We start from the raw sequence: 16,859 nt of genomic DNA, 5'->3' as shown, positions 1-16,859 counted from the left end.
TCTACAGCCTTTGGCCACTATCATCGTGGCCATTGGCGAACCCCAAATGGATATGAGGTCCTATGGCAGACAGCGCGTTGACGGCTGAACTGTTGTTGCATGGCTATGCATCTGGCATTTTTCCGATGGCTGAGTCGCGCGATGATCCGGACATATTTTGGGTCGACCCCCGGCTGCGAGGGGTGTTGCCGCTGGGTGGTCTGCACATTTCTCGATCCTTGGCACGGGCGATGCGGCGCAGTGACTGGACGGTTCGTCTGAACACCGACTTTACCGGAGTGGTAGATGGATGCGCCGACCGGCCCGATACGTGGATCAATAAAGAAATATACCTCCTTTACAGTGATTTACACAGAAAAGGTCATGCGCATTCCGTGGAAATTTGGGATGGGGCACAATTGGTCGGCGGTGTTTACGGGGTGACATTAGGCGCAGCGTTTTTCGGAGAAAGCATGTTTTCTCGAGCGACGAACGCCTCAAAAATGGCACTCGCGGCGGCTGTCGACCATCTGACCCAGACCGGTTTCACCCTGTTTGACACGCAGTTTTTGAACCCACACTTGTCTAGTCTGGGCGCTGTGGAGATTTCCCGCGCAGAGTACCGGACCCGCCTTGCCGAAGCGCTAGACTTAGATGGGACATTTGGAGCCGTACCACCCGCCTCTCTTCAGGAGGTTGTACAGCGCAGGACCCAGACATCGTAACGCGCGTGTTCCATCGCGTTGAGAGCTGGGGAGGACGCAATCATCCAGCCTGAAAAGACAACACCCTCGCGCCCTGTTTCGGTGATTTGCAGACCCGCATACGCGTTACCGGCAGGGTTGCCAGCAGGGTATCGGCATTCGGTGAGTGTGATCGTGAGGCGATCAAACTGAACTGTTCGTCCGGCTGGCAGTTCGATGTCGACAACTTTGCCATTCAACTTGTCCAGACCGCGTAAAATGGCCCCGGATGCAATCTGCGTCTGTTCCTGCGCAGCGAGCGGACTGGCAAGCAACATTGTGACCGCCAACGCAGCCCTGATCATGGGCTGTCCCCGCCCGATACGAACTTGAGCAGCAGCGAAATCAAACTGACCGCCCCTTGGGTGTCCGTGATCTCATCGCCGGGCGCGAAGTAGAACGGAGAACCACCAGGCACGATCTCAACGAAATTACCCCCGAGCAAGCCTTCGGAACTGATGACAATGGCACTGTCGTCAGGTACTTGCGTTGCACTGCGCAGAGTCACGACAGTATCTGCGCGATAGGTGTCAGGGTTCAGGTCAACATCCGTAACAGTGCCGATCTTGACGCCTGCAAGGCGCACATCGGTGCCGACATTCACGCCCTCGAGGCTGCGAAAACTGGCGGTTAGAGGGTATGTTTCGCTGCCTGTGTTGCCTAGGCCGGCAACTTGCGCGCCGTACACTGCAAACGCAATGGCTGCCGCAAGAACGGCGCCGCCAACCAAGACCTCGGTGGTGTTTTCTGCCATCGGTTGGCCTGACTTACTCGGGCGACCAGGCTTCGTAATCGGCCCGGTCCGCTGGTTGTGCGTGCCGGATAGATCCCGCTGGTGCATATGCCATTGCCGTGCCGGTCAGGTTGGGTTGATGTGGTTTTTCCCAATCCTTGTGTTTCAGCGGCTTGTCAGTGGGAGGCTCGTCCCATGTCCGATGCAGCCAGCCATGCCATTCGGGATCCACACGGCTTGCCTCGGCCTCACCGTTGAAGATTACCCAACGTTTGCTGTCATCTGCGTTCTTGTAAAAGATGTTGCCTTGCGCGTCGTCGCCGACCTTGATGCCCTTGCGCCACGTGAACAACTGCGTGTTCAGCGTCTGGCCGTCCCACCATGTCACCGCCCGCAATAATGTGTTCATAATGCCCATTGTCTGCCTCCAATGCTTGCCAACGTCTATGCCGCATTGCCGCGCTGTCGTCCAGAGGACACGCGGCCTCAGGTGGGCAGAACCGCAGTCACTTCGATCTCGATCCGGTCTTCAGGGGTGACCAGCCCACATTCTATCATCGTGGTCGCAGGCGGGTTATCGCCAAAGGCGGCTCGCAGCATGGGCCAACAAGGTGGGAACTCACTGCGATCCGGCAGCATGTAAGTAACACGGACGACATGTGCAAAATCAGTGCCTGCCTCGTTTAGCGCCTTGCCAATAATTTCCAAGGCCGAGGCGCATTGTTCGAGTACGGTCGTCCCATGCCCGACAGTTCCGGCCACATGTACCCAGCCGTTAGCAACAACCGCACGGCAATAACCGATCTTGGGTTCGAACTCTCCGCTGGAGTGGATGCGTGTGATGGACATGGGCGCGTTTCCTTGCTGCACAGGGTCATACGCGCATCGGGCACAAGTGCATGGAAAAGGTCAACAACCCTCGGCCGGGATCATCGAAAATGCTTTGATAAATTGTCCAAGGCATGTGTCCAACCGCCTTCAAATTCGCCCATCATCTCGGCCCCGACAAAGTTGACGATCTGAATACGGGCTTGCATGGCAGTGCCTGCGCCTTCTGGCGACAACTCAAATGTTGCAAGGCTACAACCCAGCGTTTCGCCCTCTGCTGACAGTGTTTCTGCATAAATCAGGCGCGCAGGCGCTTCTATAACGATCCAGTCGGTGGCCACGTCAACATATGGGTTGTCACGCGGGCCGACACGGGATGTTTCTCGCACGCCCGGTGCGGCCTCCGGCTGATCCTCGATCAGAACAACGCTGTCGACATCCGGTGGGCCCCACGCCATCCGGTCTGCTTGATTGGTCAGCGCTGCAAACACCCTTACGGGATCAGCGCCAAGGGTCCGGGTGAATTCGAGGGTACCAAGCTGTGTTGTCATATCTTTTTCTCCTGTTTCACGGCGTCCAAGTGCGCCGAAAGCCGATCCAGCGCATCGCCCCACTGTTTCGCCTCTTGGGCGAGCCAGTCTTGCGCAGGTGCGAGGGCGTCTGCGTGCAAATGGCAGGTCCGCACCCGGCCCGATTTTTGCGTCGCAATGACCCCTGCCCGTTCCAGTTTGTCGATGTGCTTGAGAAAACTTGGCAGCGCCATGTCATGGGCTTCGGCCAGATGCGACACCGGGCGCGGCCCGGAGCTGAGAGCTTTGATCACTGCACGCCGCGTTGGGTCTGCAAGAGCAGCAAACAAGGGGGACAAGTCATCTTGAGCTTGATTAGCCATATGGCTAACTAATGTACAAGCGTCGCTCGGGCAATAAAAAACTTACCCATAAGGCTAAGTTTTTCCACTTGGCAAAAGAAAAGCAGGCCGAAGCCCGCGATTCCTCATCAATTCAATGGGCTAAGTTCAGCCTGCTGTCGCAGGCTCCTTCTCTGCGTCGCCATGGATCATCAACGGGGCCGCGTCTGAGGTCACAGCCTCTTCATTCACCACCACTTCCGACACCGAATCCATCCCCGGAAGGTCGAACATTGTATCCAGCAGGATATCCTCGAGGATAGAGCGCAATCCACGCGCGCCGGTCTTGCGCTCGATGGCGCGTTTGGCGATGGCAGACAGAGCGTCCTCCGTGAATGTCAGTTGCGTGTCCTCAAGCTCAAACAGGCGTTGGTACTGTTTGACCAACGCATTTTTGGGCTCGGTCAGGATTGTGACCAAAGCGTCCTCGTCCAGATCCTCAAGGGTGGCCAAAACCGGCAAGCGGCCCACAAATTCTGGGATCAATCCAAACTTCAGCAGATCTTCTGGCTCAAGCTCGGTAAAGATTTCACCGACACCGCGTGCATCGTTGTCGCGCACGTCCGCGCCAAAGCCCATCGCCGAGCCTTTGCCGCGTTGCGCGATAATCTTGTCGAGACCGGCAAACGCACCGCCGCAGATAAACAGGATGTTCGTCGTGTCCACCTGCAGGAATTCCTGCTGCGGATGCTTGCGCCCACCCTGCGGTGGGACAGAAGCGACTGTGCCTTCCATCAGCTTCAGCAAAGCTTGCTGTACGCCCTCGCCCGACACATCACGGGTGATGGATGGGTTTTCAGATTTGCGGGTGATCTTGTCGACTTCGTCGATATAGACGATGCCGCGTTGTGCACGCTCGACGTTATACTCGGACGATTGCAGCAGCTTCAGAATGATGTTTTCGACGTCTTCCCCAACATAGCCAGCTTCGGTGAGCGTCGTCGCATCCGCCATTGTGAATGGCACGTCCAGAATGCGGGCCAGCGTCTGTGCCAGAAGCGTCTTGCCGCAGCCAGTGGGACCGATCAGCAGAATGTTGGATTTCGCCAGTTCGATATCCCCGCCCTTTTGGGCGTGGTTGAGGCGTTTGTAATGGTTGTGCACAGCGACGGACAAAACGCGTTTGGCGGTTGCCTGCCCGATCACATAGTCATCCAGCACACCGCAAATGTCGCGCGGGGTGGGCACACCGTCTGTCGACTTGAGGCCGGACGCCTTTGTTTCTTCGCGAATGATGTCCATGCACAGTTCAACGCACTCGTCGCAGATGAACACCGTGGGGCCCGCAATCAGCTTGCGCACCTCGTGCTGGCTCTTGCCGCAAAAGCTGCAGTAAAGCGTGTTCTTGCTGTCGCCGCTTGAATTCGTGGCCATTTCGCGTCCTTCCCGGCAGTCGCCGTCGTCTTTATCACCGGACTTACCGCCCAGATCGTGCCCCGCGGTTGCCAGCTTAGGCCAGCCCCGCGAGGTCCACAATCGCCTTTTTCGGTAGTGCGGCACCTGTGCAGCACCAAAATGTCGCGCCCGCCCAAAGCATGATCAACAGCCGGGCACAGGTGTTAGCTTTCTTCGTCGTCTTTGGTGCGATTTTCGACGATTTCGTCCAAGTGGCCCCACTCTTTGGCTTCTTCAGGCGTCATCCAGGTGTCGCGATCCAGCGCCTTTTGCACCGTTTCATAGTCCTGGCCGGTGTGGTTGACGTAAAGTTGATAAAACCGCTCGCGCGTGCGCTCGATGTGGCGGGCCGAGATCAAGATGTCACTGGCCATACCTTGTGAGCCACCGGAGGGCTGGTGCACCATAACTTCGGAGTTTGGCAGTGAAAAGCGCATCCCAGGCTCGCCCCCAATCGCAATAACCGACCCCATCGAAGCCGCCATGCCGCAAATCAGCGTGGACACTTTGGGTTTGATGTATTGCATCGTGTCGTAGATCGAAAATCCTGCCGTCACCTCGCCACCCGGCGAGTTCACATACATGCTGATTTCCTTGGACGGGTTCTCCGCCTCAAGGTGCAACAGCTGAGCCACCACAAGGTGACTCATGCCTGAGTGGATCGGGCCATTGATGAAAATGATCCGCTCTTTGAGCAGGCGGGAGAAAATGTCATAGGCCCGCTCGCCCCGGCTGGTCTGTTCGACAACCATGGGCACAAGATTGTTATTGATATGGGCGTATTGGTCGATGGGATCGCGCATGGATTCTGCCTCGTCAAAGTGTCGCGAGACCATACCCGCAAACATCTTACCTGAGTCTTAGTATCGCCACTCAGGGGCTGCAAGGGCACCCCATGCCTTGAAGTGCGTTTCGTCCCTGCTAGCTGTACCGAAATGAACGACGCCATCACCCGTTTTCCACCCAATCGCACTGCAGCTCTTGAACGGTTGCGAGCCTTTGTCCCCAAAGCCGGACGCGACTATGCCTCGCGGCGCAACTACGATTTGGGTCGAGACGGACATGACGGCGTTTCGACACTGTCGCCGTATATTCGCGCACGTCTGATAACCGAGGAAGAAGTGTTAACAGCCACTTTGTCCCGGCACAGCGCCTCCGCTGCTGAAAAATTCGTGCAAGAGGTGTTCTGGCGCACCTATTGGAAAGGCTGGCTTGAGATGCGCCCCTCTGTCTGGGCGCAATATCAGGGGGCGGTAAAACGATGCCTTGATGAAGTGCAAACCCAATCGGGGTTGCGAGACCGATGGGAGGCGGCCTGTCTGGGTGAAACCGACATCGACTGCTTCAACGCGTGGGCAAGGGAATTGGTCGAAACGGGATATTTGCACAACCATGCACGGATGTGGTTCGCCTCGATCTGGATTTTCACTCTGCGATTACCATGGGAATTGGGCGCGGATTTCTTTTTGCGCCATCTGCTGGATGGTGATCCGGCTAGCAACACGTTGGGCTGGCGCTGGGTTGCGGGCATTCAGACGCCGGGCAAAACCTATCTGGCCCGCACTTCCAACATCTCAAAATATACCGAGGGACGATTTGCACCCAAATGGCAACTCGCTGGCGAAGCTGCGGCACGAACTGGTCCGCCAAACCCACCGCTTAGCCCCCTGCCCACAGCAGGGCTTCCAATTCCGTCAGCGCGTACCGGCCTGATCCTACACGACGAAGACATGAGCCCCGGCTTTGTTCTGGACGCGGGGATTTCACCGGTGGCGACGGCCTGCATCGTGGGGCGCGATGGTCTTTCCCCACTTACACTGGCGCCACATGTCAGCGACTTTGCCTTGCGCGCCTTACAGGAAACAGAGGGTCGATTTGGAAAGCGGTTGGGGAACGTGACGTGGCCAGAAAGCACGGTTACAGAGTTGGCTTCATGGGCCCAATATGCAGAACTGGATCAGATCGTGACACCATATGCGCCCGTCGGTCCGGTGGCCGAAATGTTAGGTGCTTTGGCCCGAACGCCGGGCATGCCACCGGTGCGCATGATCCGTCGGAGCTACGATGACCGCGCATGGCCCCACGCGACCCACGGTTTTTTCCGTTTCAAGGAAAAAATTCCCGGGCTGATAGGGCAAATGCGCGGCCTGTCGATCGCTTAGGCCGGGGGCGTCAGGCAGTCAGACAAAGACGACGCCATATTGCTCAGCAAGTCGCGATAAAGGCCCGCACCAAGATCAAGACCGACGCCCAGCGGGTCAATCTCACCCAGTTCCGTGGTCCCAATCGCATCAACGATGCCGGGGTTGTACTGGGGTTCTGTCAACGCACAGACAGCCTCGAGTTCAGCAATTGTTTCGCGCAACTCAGCAACCCGCCCTGCACTTGGTGACACGGCATCGCTGGCAGACACAGCCCCTGCCGCCTCAATTCCGAAGCGATCTTCAAAATAGTGATACGCATCGTGGAAGACGACAAAGGAACGGCCCTTGATGGGGTCGAGCGTTGCTGTGACTTCGCCTTTCAGCGCTTCGATGTCGGCCTGAAAGACCTGCGCGTTTGCAGCATAAGTTTTAGCGTTTTCGGGGTCTTTCTCACCTAGCAGTTGAGCGATTGCGCCAGCCCAGATGATCGCGTTATTCGGATCCAACCAAGCGTGCGGGTCTGCGCCTTCATGTGCGTCGTGATCGTGCGCGTCTGCGTGATCTTCGTCATCATGCGCATCATCATGGGCATCGGCATGTTTTTCTTCGCCGTGTTCGTCGTGGTCATCATGGTCATGGGCGTCCGCATGCCCGTCGTCACCGTGATCATCGGCGTCAGCGTGCTCTTCATCGCCATGGTCGTCATGGTCATCGTGATCATGCTCTTCGTCATGATCGTCATGATCATCAGCATGCTTTTCGTCGTCATGATCATCGTGATCGTCATGCCCATGATCGTGCGCACCGAAGGTGGCCCCTTCACGAACATCCAGAAGGAGTGTCTTTGGATGTTCCAGCAGTTCGACCACAGCTGCGTTGCTCGCAAGACTTTCGATTGGGCTTTCAAGCCAAGGGGTAAGGGAATGGCCCATCCACACTACGACATCGGCCTGATCCAGCGCACGCGCCTCGGATGGGCGCAAAGAATGTTCGTGAGGTGAAGCCCCGGCGGGAATGACCAGATCTGGCGTCCCGAGGTCCCCCATCACAGCGGAAACAATTGAATGTACGGGAGCAATGTCAACCGCCACTTTCGGTACATCCGCAACGGCTCCGGTCGCTGCACATCCCATAACGATACCCAAATACTTCATGATCAATCCCTGCTATTGTTCTGATTCACAGTCTTGCTAAGTGTTATGGTATAACATATCAACCCACGAATTCCAGATTGGACACAGCACACATGACAGCCCTTGGCTTTCACAGTCACGACCACGCCCAATGCGTCAGCACCACACTGGCACATGCGGAACTTTATTGCGCTGAAAACAAACTGAAATTCACGCCAATCCGACGCCGGTCACTTGAAATTCTACTGGCCGAACATCGCGCGCTCGGGGCGTATGATCTGCTTGCTGTTCTGGGAAAAGAAGGGTTGGGCACCGCCCCGCCTGTCGCCTATCGGGCGCTCGATTTTCTAACCTCAGCCGGGTTCGCGCACAAAATCGAAGGATTGAACGCCTTCATCGCCTGCGCTCATCTGGGCGCTGACCACGCGCCCGCCTTTTTGATTTGCACCAGCTGCAAGTCTGTGGCCGAGGCTGAGGCAGACGCGACCGAAGGACAGCTTGGTAAAGTCGCGCGCGCCGCAGGCTTCACAATCCGACGCACTGTGATAGAGGCTCTCGGCATCTGCCCGAAATGTCAGCCAGAGAAACCATGCGCCTGATCACAGCCACAGGACTGACCCTGCAACAGGCCGGTAAAACGGTTATGCGCGATGTGAACATGCACATCGATCAAGGCGAGATCGTCACCCTCGTAGGGCCCAACGGCTCCGGAAAATCCACTCTAGTCAAAGGGTTGATCGGCGCAATCAAACCACTCAGCGGCAATGTTGAAACGATGCGCGGCATCCGGATTGGTTATGTCCCTCAAAGCCTGCACATGGACGGGCTTTTGCCCCTGACTGTCAGTCGCTTTCTGTGCCTGCCCAACCGCCATAGCAAAGATGCGATGGCGCGCGCTTTGACCGAGGCAGGCGTGCCAGATCTGGCGAAGGCGCAGATGCGGACGCTGTCTGGTGGGCAATTCCAGCGGGTCTTACTGGCGCGCGCCTTGTTGATGTCGCCCGACCTGCTGATCCTTGATGAGGCGACCCAAGGGCTCGATCAGCCCGGAGCCGCGGACTTTTACCGCAAAATCGAGCATGTGCGCCGCCATCTCAACTGTGCCGTTCTGATGGTGAGCCACGATTTGCACGTGGTCATGGCCGCGTCGGACCGAGTATTGTGCCTGAACGGGCATGTATGTTGCGAAGGCACGCCTGAGGTGGTGCAAGGCGCGCCCGAATACCAAGCGCTGTTTGGTACCGGAGACAGCGGCGCGTTCGCAATCTACCGGCACCAGCACGATCACCACCATCATCACGACCATGACCACGAAGAACATGACCATGCTTGACGATTTTTTGGTGAGAGCGGGCCTCGCAGGTATCGGCACCGCCTTGGCGGCGGCACCTTTGGGCTGTTTCGTGGTTTGGCGACGGATGGCTTATTTCGGAGACGCCACGGCGCATGCGGCCTTGCTTGGCGTTGCGATGTCTTTGGCCTTTCAAGGACCTATCATGCTTGGCGTGTTGGCCGCAGCACTCGCAATGGCCATCCTCGTACAAACCCTCTCTGGTCGCGGACTGGCCGAGGACACGCTGCTGGGCGTGTTGGCCCACTCCGCACTTGCTATCGGTTTGGTGGCAGTATCGTTCCTGTCAGGCGCGCGGCTTGATCTGATGGGATACCTCTTCGGAGACATCCTTGCGGTCAACGTGTTTGATCTGGCCCTGATCTGGGGCGGCGCGGCAGTGGTGATCGCCCTGCTTGCATGGCGTTGGCAGCGTTTACTGACGGCGACGCTCAACCCAGACCTGGCTCAGGCCAGCGGTATCTCCTTTCGCACCGAACAAATGGTTCTGACCGTCGCGCTGGCATTAACGGTGGCCGTGGCAATCAAGGCCGTTGGGGCACTGCTTATCGGGGCGCTTTTGATCATCCCGCCTGCCGCCGCGCGTCCCTTGGCGCGCACACCCGAAGCAATGGCCCTGATCACTGCGGCCATCGGATCCGGAGCGGCGATCGCTGGCCTTGGTGCGTCGTTCCAGTTCGATACGCCCACGGGGCCCACAATCGTCTGCGTGGCTGCCGCTTTCTTTTGCGCATCAGCACTGGTTGCACTCCTGCGCGCTTGAGCCTGTGAGGTCAAATGCCGTTTGTGTTGGCCCCAAACCAGTTCTTTCAACCGTTTTTCGACTTTCAAATTCAAAAATCGCGCGGGTGAAACTTCTTAATTCTCTAGATGATCTATGCGCCACAGTATTTTGTTATTATTGAGTTAAAAAGTTATCCACAGCGCGCCATCCCTCCACATCTCTTCCCAATTGTCGATAAACCCAAATGCCGCGCAAGGCGGATGCACCGTGATACCGCTCGACCTGCAAAGACGTGCGCCGCCAAAGACTTCTCCGTAGCCTTCATCGCAGTTTCCAAACGACGTGGGCGATACGGCTGGCTTCTTGAGACAGCCCCTGCTACCTGCCAAATACACCAGAAATCTCCTGACCGGGGCGCACCACCATGAGCACAAACAAACGTATTGTTCTGTCAAGCGATCACGCCGCCATCGACCTGCGACAGGCGATCGCCAAACATATCACGGACCTCGGCTGGGAGGCCGTCGACATCGGACCGAACACGACCGAGAGCACGCACTACCCCAAGCATGGCCGTGCGGCTGCTCTGCAAGTGGCATCCGGGGATTGTCGGTTTGGGATTATCCTGTGCGGCACGGGTCAGGGGATCATGATGGCCGCCAATAAGGTTTCAGGCATCCGCTGCGGCGTATGCGCCGACGCCTTCTCTGCCCGCATGATCCGCGCGCATAACAATGCCAACATGCTGTCGATTGGGGCCCGGGTTGTCGGCGACGCCCTCGCAATTGATATCGTTGATGCTTTTTTGAAGGCCGAGTTTGAAGGTGGACGTCACGGCACGCGTGTCGACATGATCGAACAGTAGATGTGGACAGGCCCAATTGTGCAAATTGGCTGAGCCAAGGGCAAACACTGATGCTCGCATAACTGTTCTAAGGCACGTATTCTGAAATGACTTTGGCAGTGCGAAGAGGCAGACCCGATCCGTCGGTTTGCATCTCCGCCATTGAATATCGAAGTAAGAAGCCGTCACCACAGGCATTGAAGCCTTAACCTCAAAGCAAGGCTTTGATCATACGTCGCATATGATGGTGGCGGAGGCTCAGTCCGCTAATCAGCATTGATTATTTTGAATAAAATAGGGTTTGAGGGCTTGGTCCCACCTGTCGTCCCATCTGAGCGTCGTGACCCACTTGCGGGCCGAAAATTAAGCACTGATGCCCGGTCCATCGTTCAGAAGTTTGGCGCGATGTGACGGGCGTTCCAACTGATCAGGTCCGATCAGTTGGGAAACAGCCTTACCTTGGTCACCATAAGTCTGACCAGTACCGATCAGACTTGCGACAGCCACCTCATAAGGCGCGGGTGCTTTTTTCAGTTCTGGACGTCTGATCGGAGCCGATCAGGCTGGAAGCAGCAACCAGATATGCTTGCGCGATGTCCAAGGATTTTTGGGAATTTATGCCGCACGTTGTCAGAATTTTGACGACGTCACCGTCATTTTCGTCAAAAGTCTCGGACACAAGTAGCGTGCTTCTCCATTCCGGCGGTCTTCCACATGTAAGACCGCCACTTTCATCATACTTCTCCATTCCGGCATTGTTCCATATGGAACAACGCCACTTTCATCATACTTCTCCATTCCGGCATTCTTGCACGTGCAAGATAGCCACTTTCCTATTAGTCCATGTCAAAGTCGTCAAAACGACCAGAGGACATTGCAATATCAATGGGTTGGAGTTTTTGGGCGCCATGGCCGCCCCTGCAATCACAGTTTCGCAGCCGCCTAACCTATCCCAAAGATACTCGTCCTAGCCTTAAGTTCGCTTGGGACAATCAGAAAAGCTACGTATATTTTATCTGTGTGTGAGGGTTGTTACTCTTTCTTAGCCTCAAACTCACAAGGATCAGTAATATCACCTAGGCCTTCACACACCCACAAACCTCTCATTGCTCAAGCAGCCCGTTTCGCAGCCGCCTTATCCCGTAGCCACTGCTTCTGCCGACACTTCTTACCGCAGAACTTGGTCGCTTGCCCCTCAAGAGGCTCACCACAGCAGGCACAGGAAGCCCTCTCAGGGTCGTCTGGCGATGCGAGATCTCTGAGGGCCTTACGATCCAGACCAGTCATGCTCAGGCCGTCTCTCAGCCTCCGGGCGACATACAGGCGCAGGACATCCTCAGACACGCCAGCCCAATCACAGACAAGCTGCCTTGACGCCGTGTGCTTGGCATCCGTCAGCGAGGGGCCTCCTCCGAAGGACTTTAGGAGGTTCTTTCTCGCACCCCCCCAAAAAAATTTTGACGGGAAAAGGTTTGCAGTGCGAAGGTGTCCTGGCTCAACTACCCCCGCAAATTTGCCGACCGGGGGGGCTCTGAACGGTCTTTTTTTTCAGCGCCACAGGCTGCATTTCCGGTCCTGCCTTTAATTTTGCTATGGCTCATGCCCCGGACGGGAAAGGTTCAATAGCGCACAGCGTTTGGGTCGCCCGCACGGCGCATACCCTCCCCTCCCCGATCAGGGGCAGGCTTTCTTGTCTTCTTCCAGCAGCCTGTAAACGGACGCACGGGCTATTATGCAGATGCCGAGTTCTTGGAGCGAGTGGCACTAAAACTAGACGAATATGATCCAGCAATAGCCGATGAGTTTCGAAGCGAGGCTGCCGCACTGGCGGAAGAAATGGGTTGGGATGAATGAGATGGCAACTACTGATCAAGGAAAGCCCCGATGGTTTGGATGCTCGTGTGGCATTTGGGTATACCCTTTATGACGCTCCGCAGTGAACAGCTTGTCGCGTCACTATGGGTCATATCTGCTTTACTGACGCAGAAGACTCGATACTCTAAGATCCTTAGTGAACAAATGGAGCGTTGAATATGGCTGTCTATGGTTACGCAAGGGTGTCGTCACTGTCTCAATCAACCGAGGTTCAGGAGAAACTGCTAAAAGATGCAGGTTGTTCTGTCATTCGAACTGAAAAGATGTCGGGGAAAACCAGAGAAGGAAGGGACGAGCTGGTAAACTTGATGGACTTCATTGCCGAAGGTGACCAATTGGTCGTCTGCAAGCTGGACAGGCTTGGTCGAGCCACACGTGACGTGCTTAATCTTGTCCATGAGCTTGAACAGAAAGGTGCATCGCTACGTGTCCTTGAACCTCAGATCGACACCGCTGGACCAATGGGCAAAATGATCCTGACAGTTCTGGGGATGGTCGGAGAGATGGAACTAAACCACCTCAAGGAACGTCAAAGGGCCGGGATCGAGGCAGCAAAAGCAAAAGGCGTATACAAAGGGCGTCCTGTCCGCCTTGACCATAAGAAGGTCAGAGAGATGGCGGCCCAAGGGATGAAGGTATCAGCCATTGCTGGGCAGATCGGGTGTTCAAGAGGTGCTGTTTACAAGATTTTAGGGTCTTAACGACCGCTTTTAGTAAAACTAGACGTTTGCTGAAATTTGGCGAATGACCGAGTTGCGGACGAAACCGCCGTTCGCGGCAGCATGTACCAACGTCTGCTGTGCGGACAATGCAGCCTTTCGCTGTGGGGCGGCGCCACAAGATCAGATGAACAACTACTGTGCGGGAACCATGCCTCTGCACCTTTTGAGTATATGTTCTACAGTTTGTGTTTGTTGTAGCCCATCACAAAAAAACGGGGCCCGAAACCGAGCCCCGTTCCTAAAAGATGTAGTTTTCTTAAAGCGGTTTGCGGCGTCCGAAGAAACCAAGTCCGGCTAAACCAGCAATCAATAAAAACCCTGCTGCTGGAAGAGGTACAGGAGTTGCGCTTACGGTCACACTCGCGCGAAATCCGCCCGGGCCAGGGTCCCTACTTGGCTCGTTGACCCATCCATTCGTTATCTCAAACACCAACTCATTCAATCCTGCCATAAATGGCGGAACACCATCAGCAGCTACTACATGCAGACCGCTAAAAGAGCCAGTGCCAAAAGGAAGCGTAGCAATTTCATTCCCATTCAAAGACGCGGTACCATAGTTGTCGGTCGCCCATAGACCGTCCAACACCGCAGAGGTCGCGTCAAACCCCGTCAGATCAAATTCCCACGAAAAGGTGTATGTGGTTTCAACCAAGTCGGCGTCGCCATCCCAAACCCATTGAGACGTGGCATCGTCGTCTACCCATGCGCCAGGGAGCGACCCAACATCCGTCATTGTCCCGCTATCCATGACAAAGCCACCTATAGAGGAGCTACCTGTAGCTGCGGAGTCTACTGTTGCTGCATGAGCGCTCAATGCGGCACACATTGAAACCGCCATTGCGCCTAAAAAATAACCAAATTTCACAATACTTTCCTACCATTTATGAACGTTGATAAAACGGTATCAAACGCACCTTCTATTTGCAACACCTTGCAAAATAGCGATTGTGGTGCCTATGTCCAACTGCTCTGGCAAACACATTTGGCTTATTCGGCAAGGGCCACCTCCAAGGCCTTCCCGCGGATAATGCTGAAGAAAAGAGCCGAAGTTCACCGGCGAACGACCCAAAGAGGCGTGCAGTTGCAAGGTAGAACTGACTCAACCATCAGCTAAGAACCATTGCAGGCAAGTACCATGTCTTTCGACGACCGCTCTGGGCTCTGAGCGGTCGTTCGCTGCACCCCGCTCTGACGTCTGCTTCGGGCTCAGAGCAGACGTTCGCTGCGCTTTGTGCGAATGACTGCTGAGCGGACATTTCCAGCCATTGATTTTTTCGCATTTTGCTGACGCACCATCGTTTTGCATGTGTAGCAAATTTCTTGCTGCGATGTGGCCTAATTCGCATCCCTTTGGCGCAAATCCCTTGCCAATCAGGGGAATGATCTCCAATTTTGACCAAAGCGTCCGATGCTGAGGAAAACAAACATGCGAATATTGTCCTCCTTGCTCACCTATCTGATCCTGTCGATCACCGCTTGGGGGGACACACTCATAATTGACGACCCCAAGGACGGATGGCTGAATTTACGCAGCGGTCCGGGCACCTCTTATCGAGTACTTCAGCGCATGGACAATGGTCTGCGGGTCGAAGAATTGGAGCGGAGCGGTACCTGGTCTAACATCGCCTTACCAAACGGACGCGAAGGCTGGGCCTACAGAAAATACATGAAAACTGCAGCCTCAAACGCTAGCCAGCCGTTCCGTGCTGAACCGGGAGAGTGGTATTATCAAGACGGGGAAGCCGCTTGGGACCTCAACCGAAACGGACAACTGACGGCCAGCGTTTTTGTCGGGCGCGATCTCGAGACGGGAGGCTACTATTATGGCCTCTACCGCGTGTCCTCTGATCCAATGATCCATTTCATGGGCGCCAGCGTTGCCTATTCCAACGGCAAGGTGACCGAGCTTGCTGCGGGGAACTGCTATGGGCGCAACTGTATGGCGACCTATGACAACGGCAGCGGCCAAGTCCGAATTCCGATCAGCCGCCAAGACAAAGATTCGATGCTTGAACACATAAAATCCGCTAAGGACATCACGTTTCGCTACCAGACCAAGGCAAGCTATGCTGAAAACGCGTTTAAGAACATGAAGATGGGCCTCAAGGGCTCCCGGCGGGCGATCGAAGCTCTGCAAAATGACAAGCGGCTCGCGCAATCCCCGTCCTCTGAACAAACCGCGCCAAAATCGATAACCGTTCCGTCAACCTCTACCGACACATCGACCGGCACGACCTCCAGCGCCCCCCAAGCACCAACCAGCGGTTTTGGCAAATCTTATGTGGTGAACGAAACCCGAAACGGTGACACTTTTTGTGACGCAAAAGAGCTGGGGTCCTACCCTCCGCAACTGGACGTGCCCGAAATGGAATGGAAGAAAACCCAGCTTCTGAACGACGCCTATAGCGTCAAATATGTTAATCCAGTTTCGATGGATTTTATCGGCCGTGGCATGACGCTTTGGAGGCAATTTCCTGGAAACTCCAACGATACCGCCCTTTACGCGAATGGCGCCGCAGTGGCCCGCGGCACGATGATCAGCAACGGGAAGGTGCGCCACGACACCAGATGGAAGGGCAGCTGGGAACAAAAGCCGGGCGTGGGGCTTATGATCCGGTTGAAGTCGGTGGAAAAGCTGTCTTGGGGTCACGAATATTACCAATGCTCCCACGGGATACTGACCGACAGTCGCGAAAACGGCAATCGTCCGACGATCGACAAAAATGGCAAATCGATCATGAGAAATTCCGTTTGGCGTGGTTGTAGTTTTTGGATTCATTGCGAGCGGTGGACGGATCAGTATCCAGAGCGCGAGGTCATACGTAACAGCGGATATCTGGTGGAATGGTCACGCTCGCAAATTCCGGCATCGGAATTTCGATGGGACGAAGACTATTGAGCAGCGCGGCACGCGGTTGAGCCACCTTTTCGGTAGAATGCTGCGGATATCATCAAGGATAGGAATGGGCTCGATGCGGTCATTCGACTGTTTTGCTCAGATGACTGCTTTCCCACAGTAACCGGTCCTTGGGGGTTAGACGTTTTGGGTCTCAACTGCCGCTTTTCACCTGCAGCGGATTTTCCTGCGCACCGGAGTTTCCAATTCGACGACCTCAGTATCAGTTGGTAACGGCCGAACCTTTCGCTCTGGCAATTGATCAGCCACCGAAGCCAGCCGGTCTGATATTGACGCCTGTTTGGCCGTTAAGTCGATGGAACCGCCATGGAGATGACCTACAGCGACGCTGTGAACCTTGCCAAAAGCGCGTTCTTGTGCCGCTGTCGCCAACAGTATTTGCTCTCGCGGCTTAATCCAGCCAGACGGTCCCCAAGCGCTTTCATCAGACAGAAGCTGCGTCATGCGATTAACCGCAAGCTCACCATTTGAACGGATGGCCTCGCGGACTTCTACTGGCATTTTCGGCCGCCCACTTGGATTGCCACTTTGGCCTTTTTTAAACACGGCACGGCTCCTGTT

At 55.6% G+C, this 16,859-nt stretch carries 19 protein-coding genes; 8 read left to right on the top strand and 11 right to left on the bottom strand.

Features of this window, described 5'->3' with window-relative positions:
* The first annotated feature begins 62 nt into the window (after positions 1 to 62).
* The gene (gene aat, locus ABJD00_RS13060) at positions 63 to 704 is read left to right on the top strand and encodes a leucyl/phenylalanyl-tRNA--protein transferase (RefSeq protein WP_413835810.1); all 642 of its coding nucleotides are present in this window, start codon (positions 63 to 65) and stop codon (positions 702 to 704) included.
* Here the strand turns inward: aat and ABJD00_RS13055 are convergent.
* The 8 genes from ABJD00_RS13055 to ABJD00_RS13020 all read right to left on the bottom strand — a co-directional run bounded on the left by ABJD00_RS13055 (position 668) and on the right by ABJD00_RS13020 (position 5,391).
* Positions 668 to 1,027, bottom strand: coding sequence for a DUF2155 domain-containing protein (locus tag ABJD00_RS13055; RefSeq protein WP_413835812.1), 360 nt, complete (start codon positions 1,025 to 1,027; stop codon positions 668 to 670). The two genes, aat and ABJD00_RS13055, sit on opposite strands and share 37 nt — an antisense overlap.
* On the bottom strand, positions 1,024 to 1,476 hold the full coding sequence (gene mlaD / locus ABJD00_RS13050) for an outer membrane lipid asymmetry maintenance protein MlaD (RefSeq protein WP_108839239.1): 453 nt from the start codon (positions 1,474 to 1,476) through the stop codon (positions 1,024 to 1,026). Before mlaD ends, ABJD00_RS13055 begins: the two co-directional genes overlap by 4 nt.
* Before the next feature lie 13 nt (positions 1,477 to 1,489).
* A complete protein-coding gene (locus ABJD00_RS13045; RefSeq protein WP_413835814.1) occupies positions 1,490 to 1,873 on the bottom strand; it encodes an NADH:ubiquinone oxidoreductase subunit NDUFA12 in 384 nt (127 codons plus the stop codon).
* A gap of 68 nt (positions 1,874 to 1,941) precedes the next feature.
* Positions 1,942 to 2,304, bottom strand: a complete 363-nt coding sequence (locus ABJD00_RS13040) for a Rid family hydrolase (protein ID WP_413835817.1) — start codon at positions 2,302 to 2,304, stop codon at positions 1,942 to 1,944.
* A gap of 80 nt (positions 2,305 to 2,384) precedes the next feature.
* The gene (locus ABJD00_RS13035; RefSeq protein ID WP_413835819.1) at positions 2,385 to 2,834 is read right to left on the bottom strand and encodes an SRPBCC domain-containing protein; all 450 of its coding nucleotides are present in this window, start codon (positions 2,832 to 2,834) and stop codon (positions 2,385 to 2,387) included.
* Positions 2,831 to 3,175 (bottom strand): ArsR/SmtB family transcription factor, encoded by a 345-nt coding sequence (locus tag ABJD00_RS13030; RefSeq protein WP_413835821.1) that lies wholly within the window; start codon positions 3,173 to 3,175, stop codon positions 2,831 to 2,833. The genes ABJD00_RS13035 and ABJD00_RS13030 overlap by 4 nt, the downstream gene beginning before the upstream one ends.
* 126 nt (positions 3,176 to 3,301) lie before the next feature.
* Positions 3,302 to 4,567, bottom strand: a complete 1,266-nt coding sequence (gene clpX, locus ABJD00_RS13025; protein WP_108839262.1) for an ATP-dependent Clp protease ATP-binding subunit ClpX — start codon at positions 4,565 to 4,567, stop codon at positions 3,302 to 3,304.
* Between the two features lie 185 nt (positions 4,568 to 4,752).
* Positions 4,753 to 5,391, bottom strand: a complete 639-nt coding sequence (locus tag ABJD00_RS13020) for an ATP-dependent Clp protease proteolytic subunit (protein WP_413835824.1) — start codon at positions 5,389 to 5,391, stop codon at positions 4,753 to 4,755.
* A 132-nt stretch (positions 5,392 to 5,523) separates the two neighbouring features.
* On the opposite strand from ABJD00_RS13020, the gene ABJD00_RS13015 reads away from it, so the two are divergent.
* Complete coding sequence (locus tag ABJD00_RS13015; protein ID WP_413835827.1) at positions 5,524 to 6,750, top strand: FAD-binding domain-containing protein; 1,227 nt, start codon at positions 5,524 to 5,526, stop codon at positions 6,748 to 6,750.
* Here the strand turns inward: ABJD00_RS13015 and ABJD00_RS13010 are convergent.
* Positions 6,747 to 7,886: a zinc ABC transporter substrate-binding protein gene (locus ABJD00_RS13010; protein WP_413835829.1), complete on the bottom strand. Its 1,140-nt coding sequence runs from the start codon at positions 7,884 to 7,886 to the stop codon at positions 6,747 to 6,749. The genes ABJD00_RS13015 and ABJD00_RS13010 overlap by 4 nt on opposite strands.
* A 92-nt stretch (positions 7,887 to 7,978) precedes the next feature.
* Here ABJD00_RS13010 and ABJD00_RS13005 point away from each other — a divergent pair, with 92 nt between their 5' ends.
* The 5 genes from ABJD00_RS13005 (at position 7,979) to ABJD00_RS12985 (ending at position 13,360) form a co-directional block, all read left to right on the top strand.
* Entirely contained in the window at positions 7,979 to 8,464 is a 486-nt protein-coding gene (locus tag ABJD00_RS13005) for a transcriptional repressor (RefSeq protein WP_413835832.1), read from the top strand.
* On the top strand, positions 8,455 to 9,198 hold the full coding sequence (locus tag ABJD00_RS13000) for an ATP-binding cassette domain-containing protein (RefSeq protein WP_413835835.1): 744 nt from the start codon (positions 8,455 to 8,457) through the stop codon (positions 9,196 to 9,198). Before ABJD00_RS13005 ends, ABJD00_RS13000 begins: the two co-directional genes overlap by 10 nt.
* Positions 9,191 to 9,979 (top strand): metal ABC transporter permease, encoded by a 789-nt coding sequence (locus ABJD00_RS12995; protein ID WP_413835837.1) that lies wholly within the window; start codon positions 9,191 to 9,193, stop codon positions 9,977 to 9,979. Before ABJD00_RS13000 ends, ABJD00_RS12995 begins: the two co-directional genes overlap by 8 nt.
* 385 nt (positions 9,980 to 10,364) lie before the next feature.
* The gene (gene rpiB / locus ABJD00_RS12990) at positions 10,365 to 10,805 is read left to right on the top strand and encodes a ribose 5-phosphate isomerase B (RefSeq protein ID WP_413835839.1); all 441 of its coding nucleotides are present in this window, start codon (positions 10,365 to 10,367) and stop codon (positions 10,803 to 10,805) included.
* A 2,012-nt stretch (positions 10,806 to 12,817) separates the two neighbouring features.
* A complete protein-coding gene (locus tag ABJD00_RS12985) occupies positions 12,818 to 13,360 on the top strand; it encodes a recombinase family protein (RefSeq protein WP_413835841.1) in 543 nt (180 codons plus the stop codon).
* 277 nt (positions 13,361 to 13,637) lie between these two features.
* Here the strand turns inward: ABJD00_RS12985 and ABJD00_RS12980 are convergent, their stop codons facing one another.
* Entirely contained in the window at positions 13,638 to 14,246 is a 609-nt protein-coding gene (locus ABJD00_RS12980) for a VPLPA-CTERM sorting domain-containing protein (RefSeq protein WP_348188762.1), read from the bottom strand.
* Between the two features lie 561 nt (positions 14,247 to 14,807).
* Here ABJD00_RS12980 and ABJD00_RS12975 point away from each other — a divergent pair.
* Positions 14,808 to 16,280, top strand: a complete 1,473-nt coding sequence (locus ABJD00_RS12975; protein WP_348188764.1) for an SH3 domain-containing protein — start codon at positions 14,808 to 14,810, stop codon at positions 16,278 to 16,280.
* 165 nt (positions 16,281 to 16,445) lie between these two features.
* On the opposite strand, the gene ABJD00_RS12970 is transcribed toward ABJD00_RS12975, so the two are convergent.
* Positions 16,446 to 16,859, bottom strand: a 414-nt coding sequence (locus ABJD00_RS12970) for a DUF5681 domain-containing protein (RefSeq protein WP_413858791.1), incomplete at its 5' end; no start/stop codon positions are given.

The sequence above is a fragment of the Tateyamaria sp. genome (assembly GCF_039945315.1).
Lineage (GTDB): Bacteria > Pseudomonadota > Alphaproteobacteria > Rhodobacterales > Rhodobacteraceae > Tateyamaria.
This window is presented reverse-complemented; position numbering and strand designations above follow the sequence as displayed.

What these genes read in the sequence shown, in the direction of transcription:
- aat (WP_413835810.1), top strand. Translation starts at nt 63, where the DNA reads ATGGCAGACAGCGCGTTGACGGCTGAACTGTTGTTGCATGGCTATGCA.
- ABJD00_RS13055 (WP_413835812.1), bottom strand. Translation starts at nt 1,027, where the DNA reads ATGATCAGGGCTGCGTTGGCGGTCACAATGTTGCTTGCCAGTCCGCTC.
- mlaD (WP_108839239.1), bottom strand. Translation starts at nt 1,476, where the DNA reads ATGGCAGAAAACACCACCGAGGTCTTGGTTGGCGGCGCCGTTCTTGCG.
- ABJD00_RS13045 (WP_413835814.1), bottom strand. Translation starts at nt 1,873, where the DNA reads ATGGGCATTATGAACACATTATTGCGGGCGGTGACATGGTGGGACGGC.
- ABJD00_RS13040 (WP_413835817.1), bottom strand. Translation starts at nt 2,304, where the DNA reads ATGTCCATCACACGCATCCACTCCAGCGGAGAGTTCGAACCCAAGATC.
- ABJD00_RS13035 (WP_413835819.1), bottom strand. Translation starts at nt 2,834, where the DNA reads ATGACAACACAGCTTGGTACCCTCGAATTCACCCGGACCCTTGGCGCT.
- ABJD00_RS13030 (WP_413835821.1), bottom strand. Translation starts at nt 3,175, where the DNA reads ATGGCTAATCAAGCTCAAGATGACTTGTCCCCCTTGTTTGCTGCTCTT.
- clpX (WP_108839262.1), bottom strand. Translation starts at nt 4,567, where the DNA reads ATGGCCACGAATTCAAGCGGCGACAGCAAGAACACGCTTTACTGCAGC.
- ABJD00_RS13020 (WP_413835824.1), bottom strand. Translation starts at nt 5,391, where the DNA reads ATGCGCGATCCCATCGACCAATACGCCCATATCAATAACAATCTTGTG.
- ABJD00_RS13015 (WP_413835827.1), top strand. Translation starts at nt 5,524, where the DNA reads ATGAACGACGCCATCACCCGTTTTCCACCCAATCGCACTGCAGCTCTT.
- ABJD00_RS13010 (WP_413835829.1), bottom strand. Translation starts at nt 7,886, where the DNA reads ATGAAGTATTTGGGTATCGTTATGGGATGTGCAGCGACCGGAGCCGTT.
- ABJD00_RS13005 (WP_413835832.1), top strand. Translation starts at nt 7,979, where the DNA reads ATGACAGCCCTTGGCTTTCACAGTCACGACCACGCCCAATGCGTCAGC.
- ABJD00_RS13000 (WP_413835835.1), top strand. Translation starts at nt 8,455, where the DNA reads ATGCGCCTGATCACAGCCACAGGACTGACCCTGCAACAGGCCGGTAAA.
- ABJD00_RS12995 (WP_413835837.1), top strand. Translation starts at nt 9,191, where the DNA reads ATGCTTGACGATTTTTTGGTGAGAGCGGGCCTCGCAGGTATCGGCACC.
- rpiB (WP_413835839.1), top strand. Translation starts at nt 10,365, where the DNA reads ATGAGCACAAACAAACGTATTGTTCTGTCAAGCGATCACGCCGCCATC.
- ABJD00_RS12985 (WP_413835841.1), top strand. Translation starts at nt 12,818, where the DNA reads ATGGCTGTCTATGGTTACGCAAGGGTGTCGTCACTGTCTCAATCAACC.
- ABJD00_RS12975 (WP_348188764.1), top strand. Translation starts at nt 14,808, where the DNA reads ATGCGAATATTGTCCTCCTTGCTCACCTATCTGATCCTGTCGATCACC.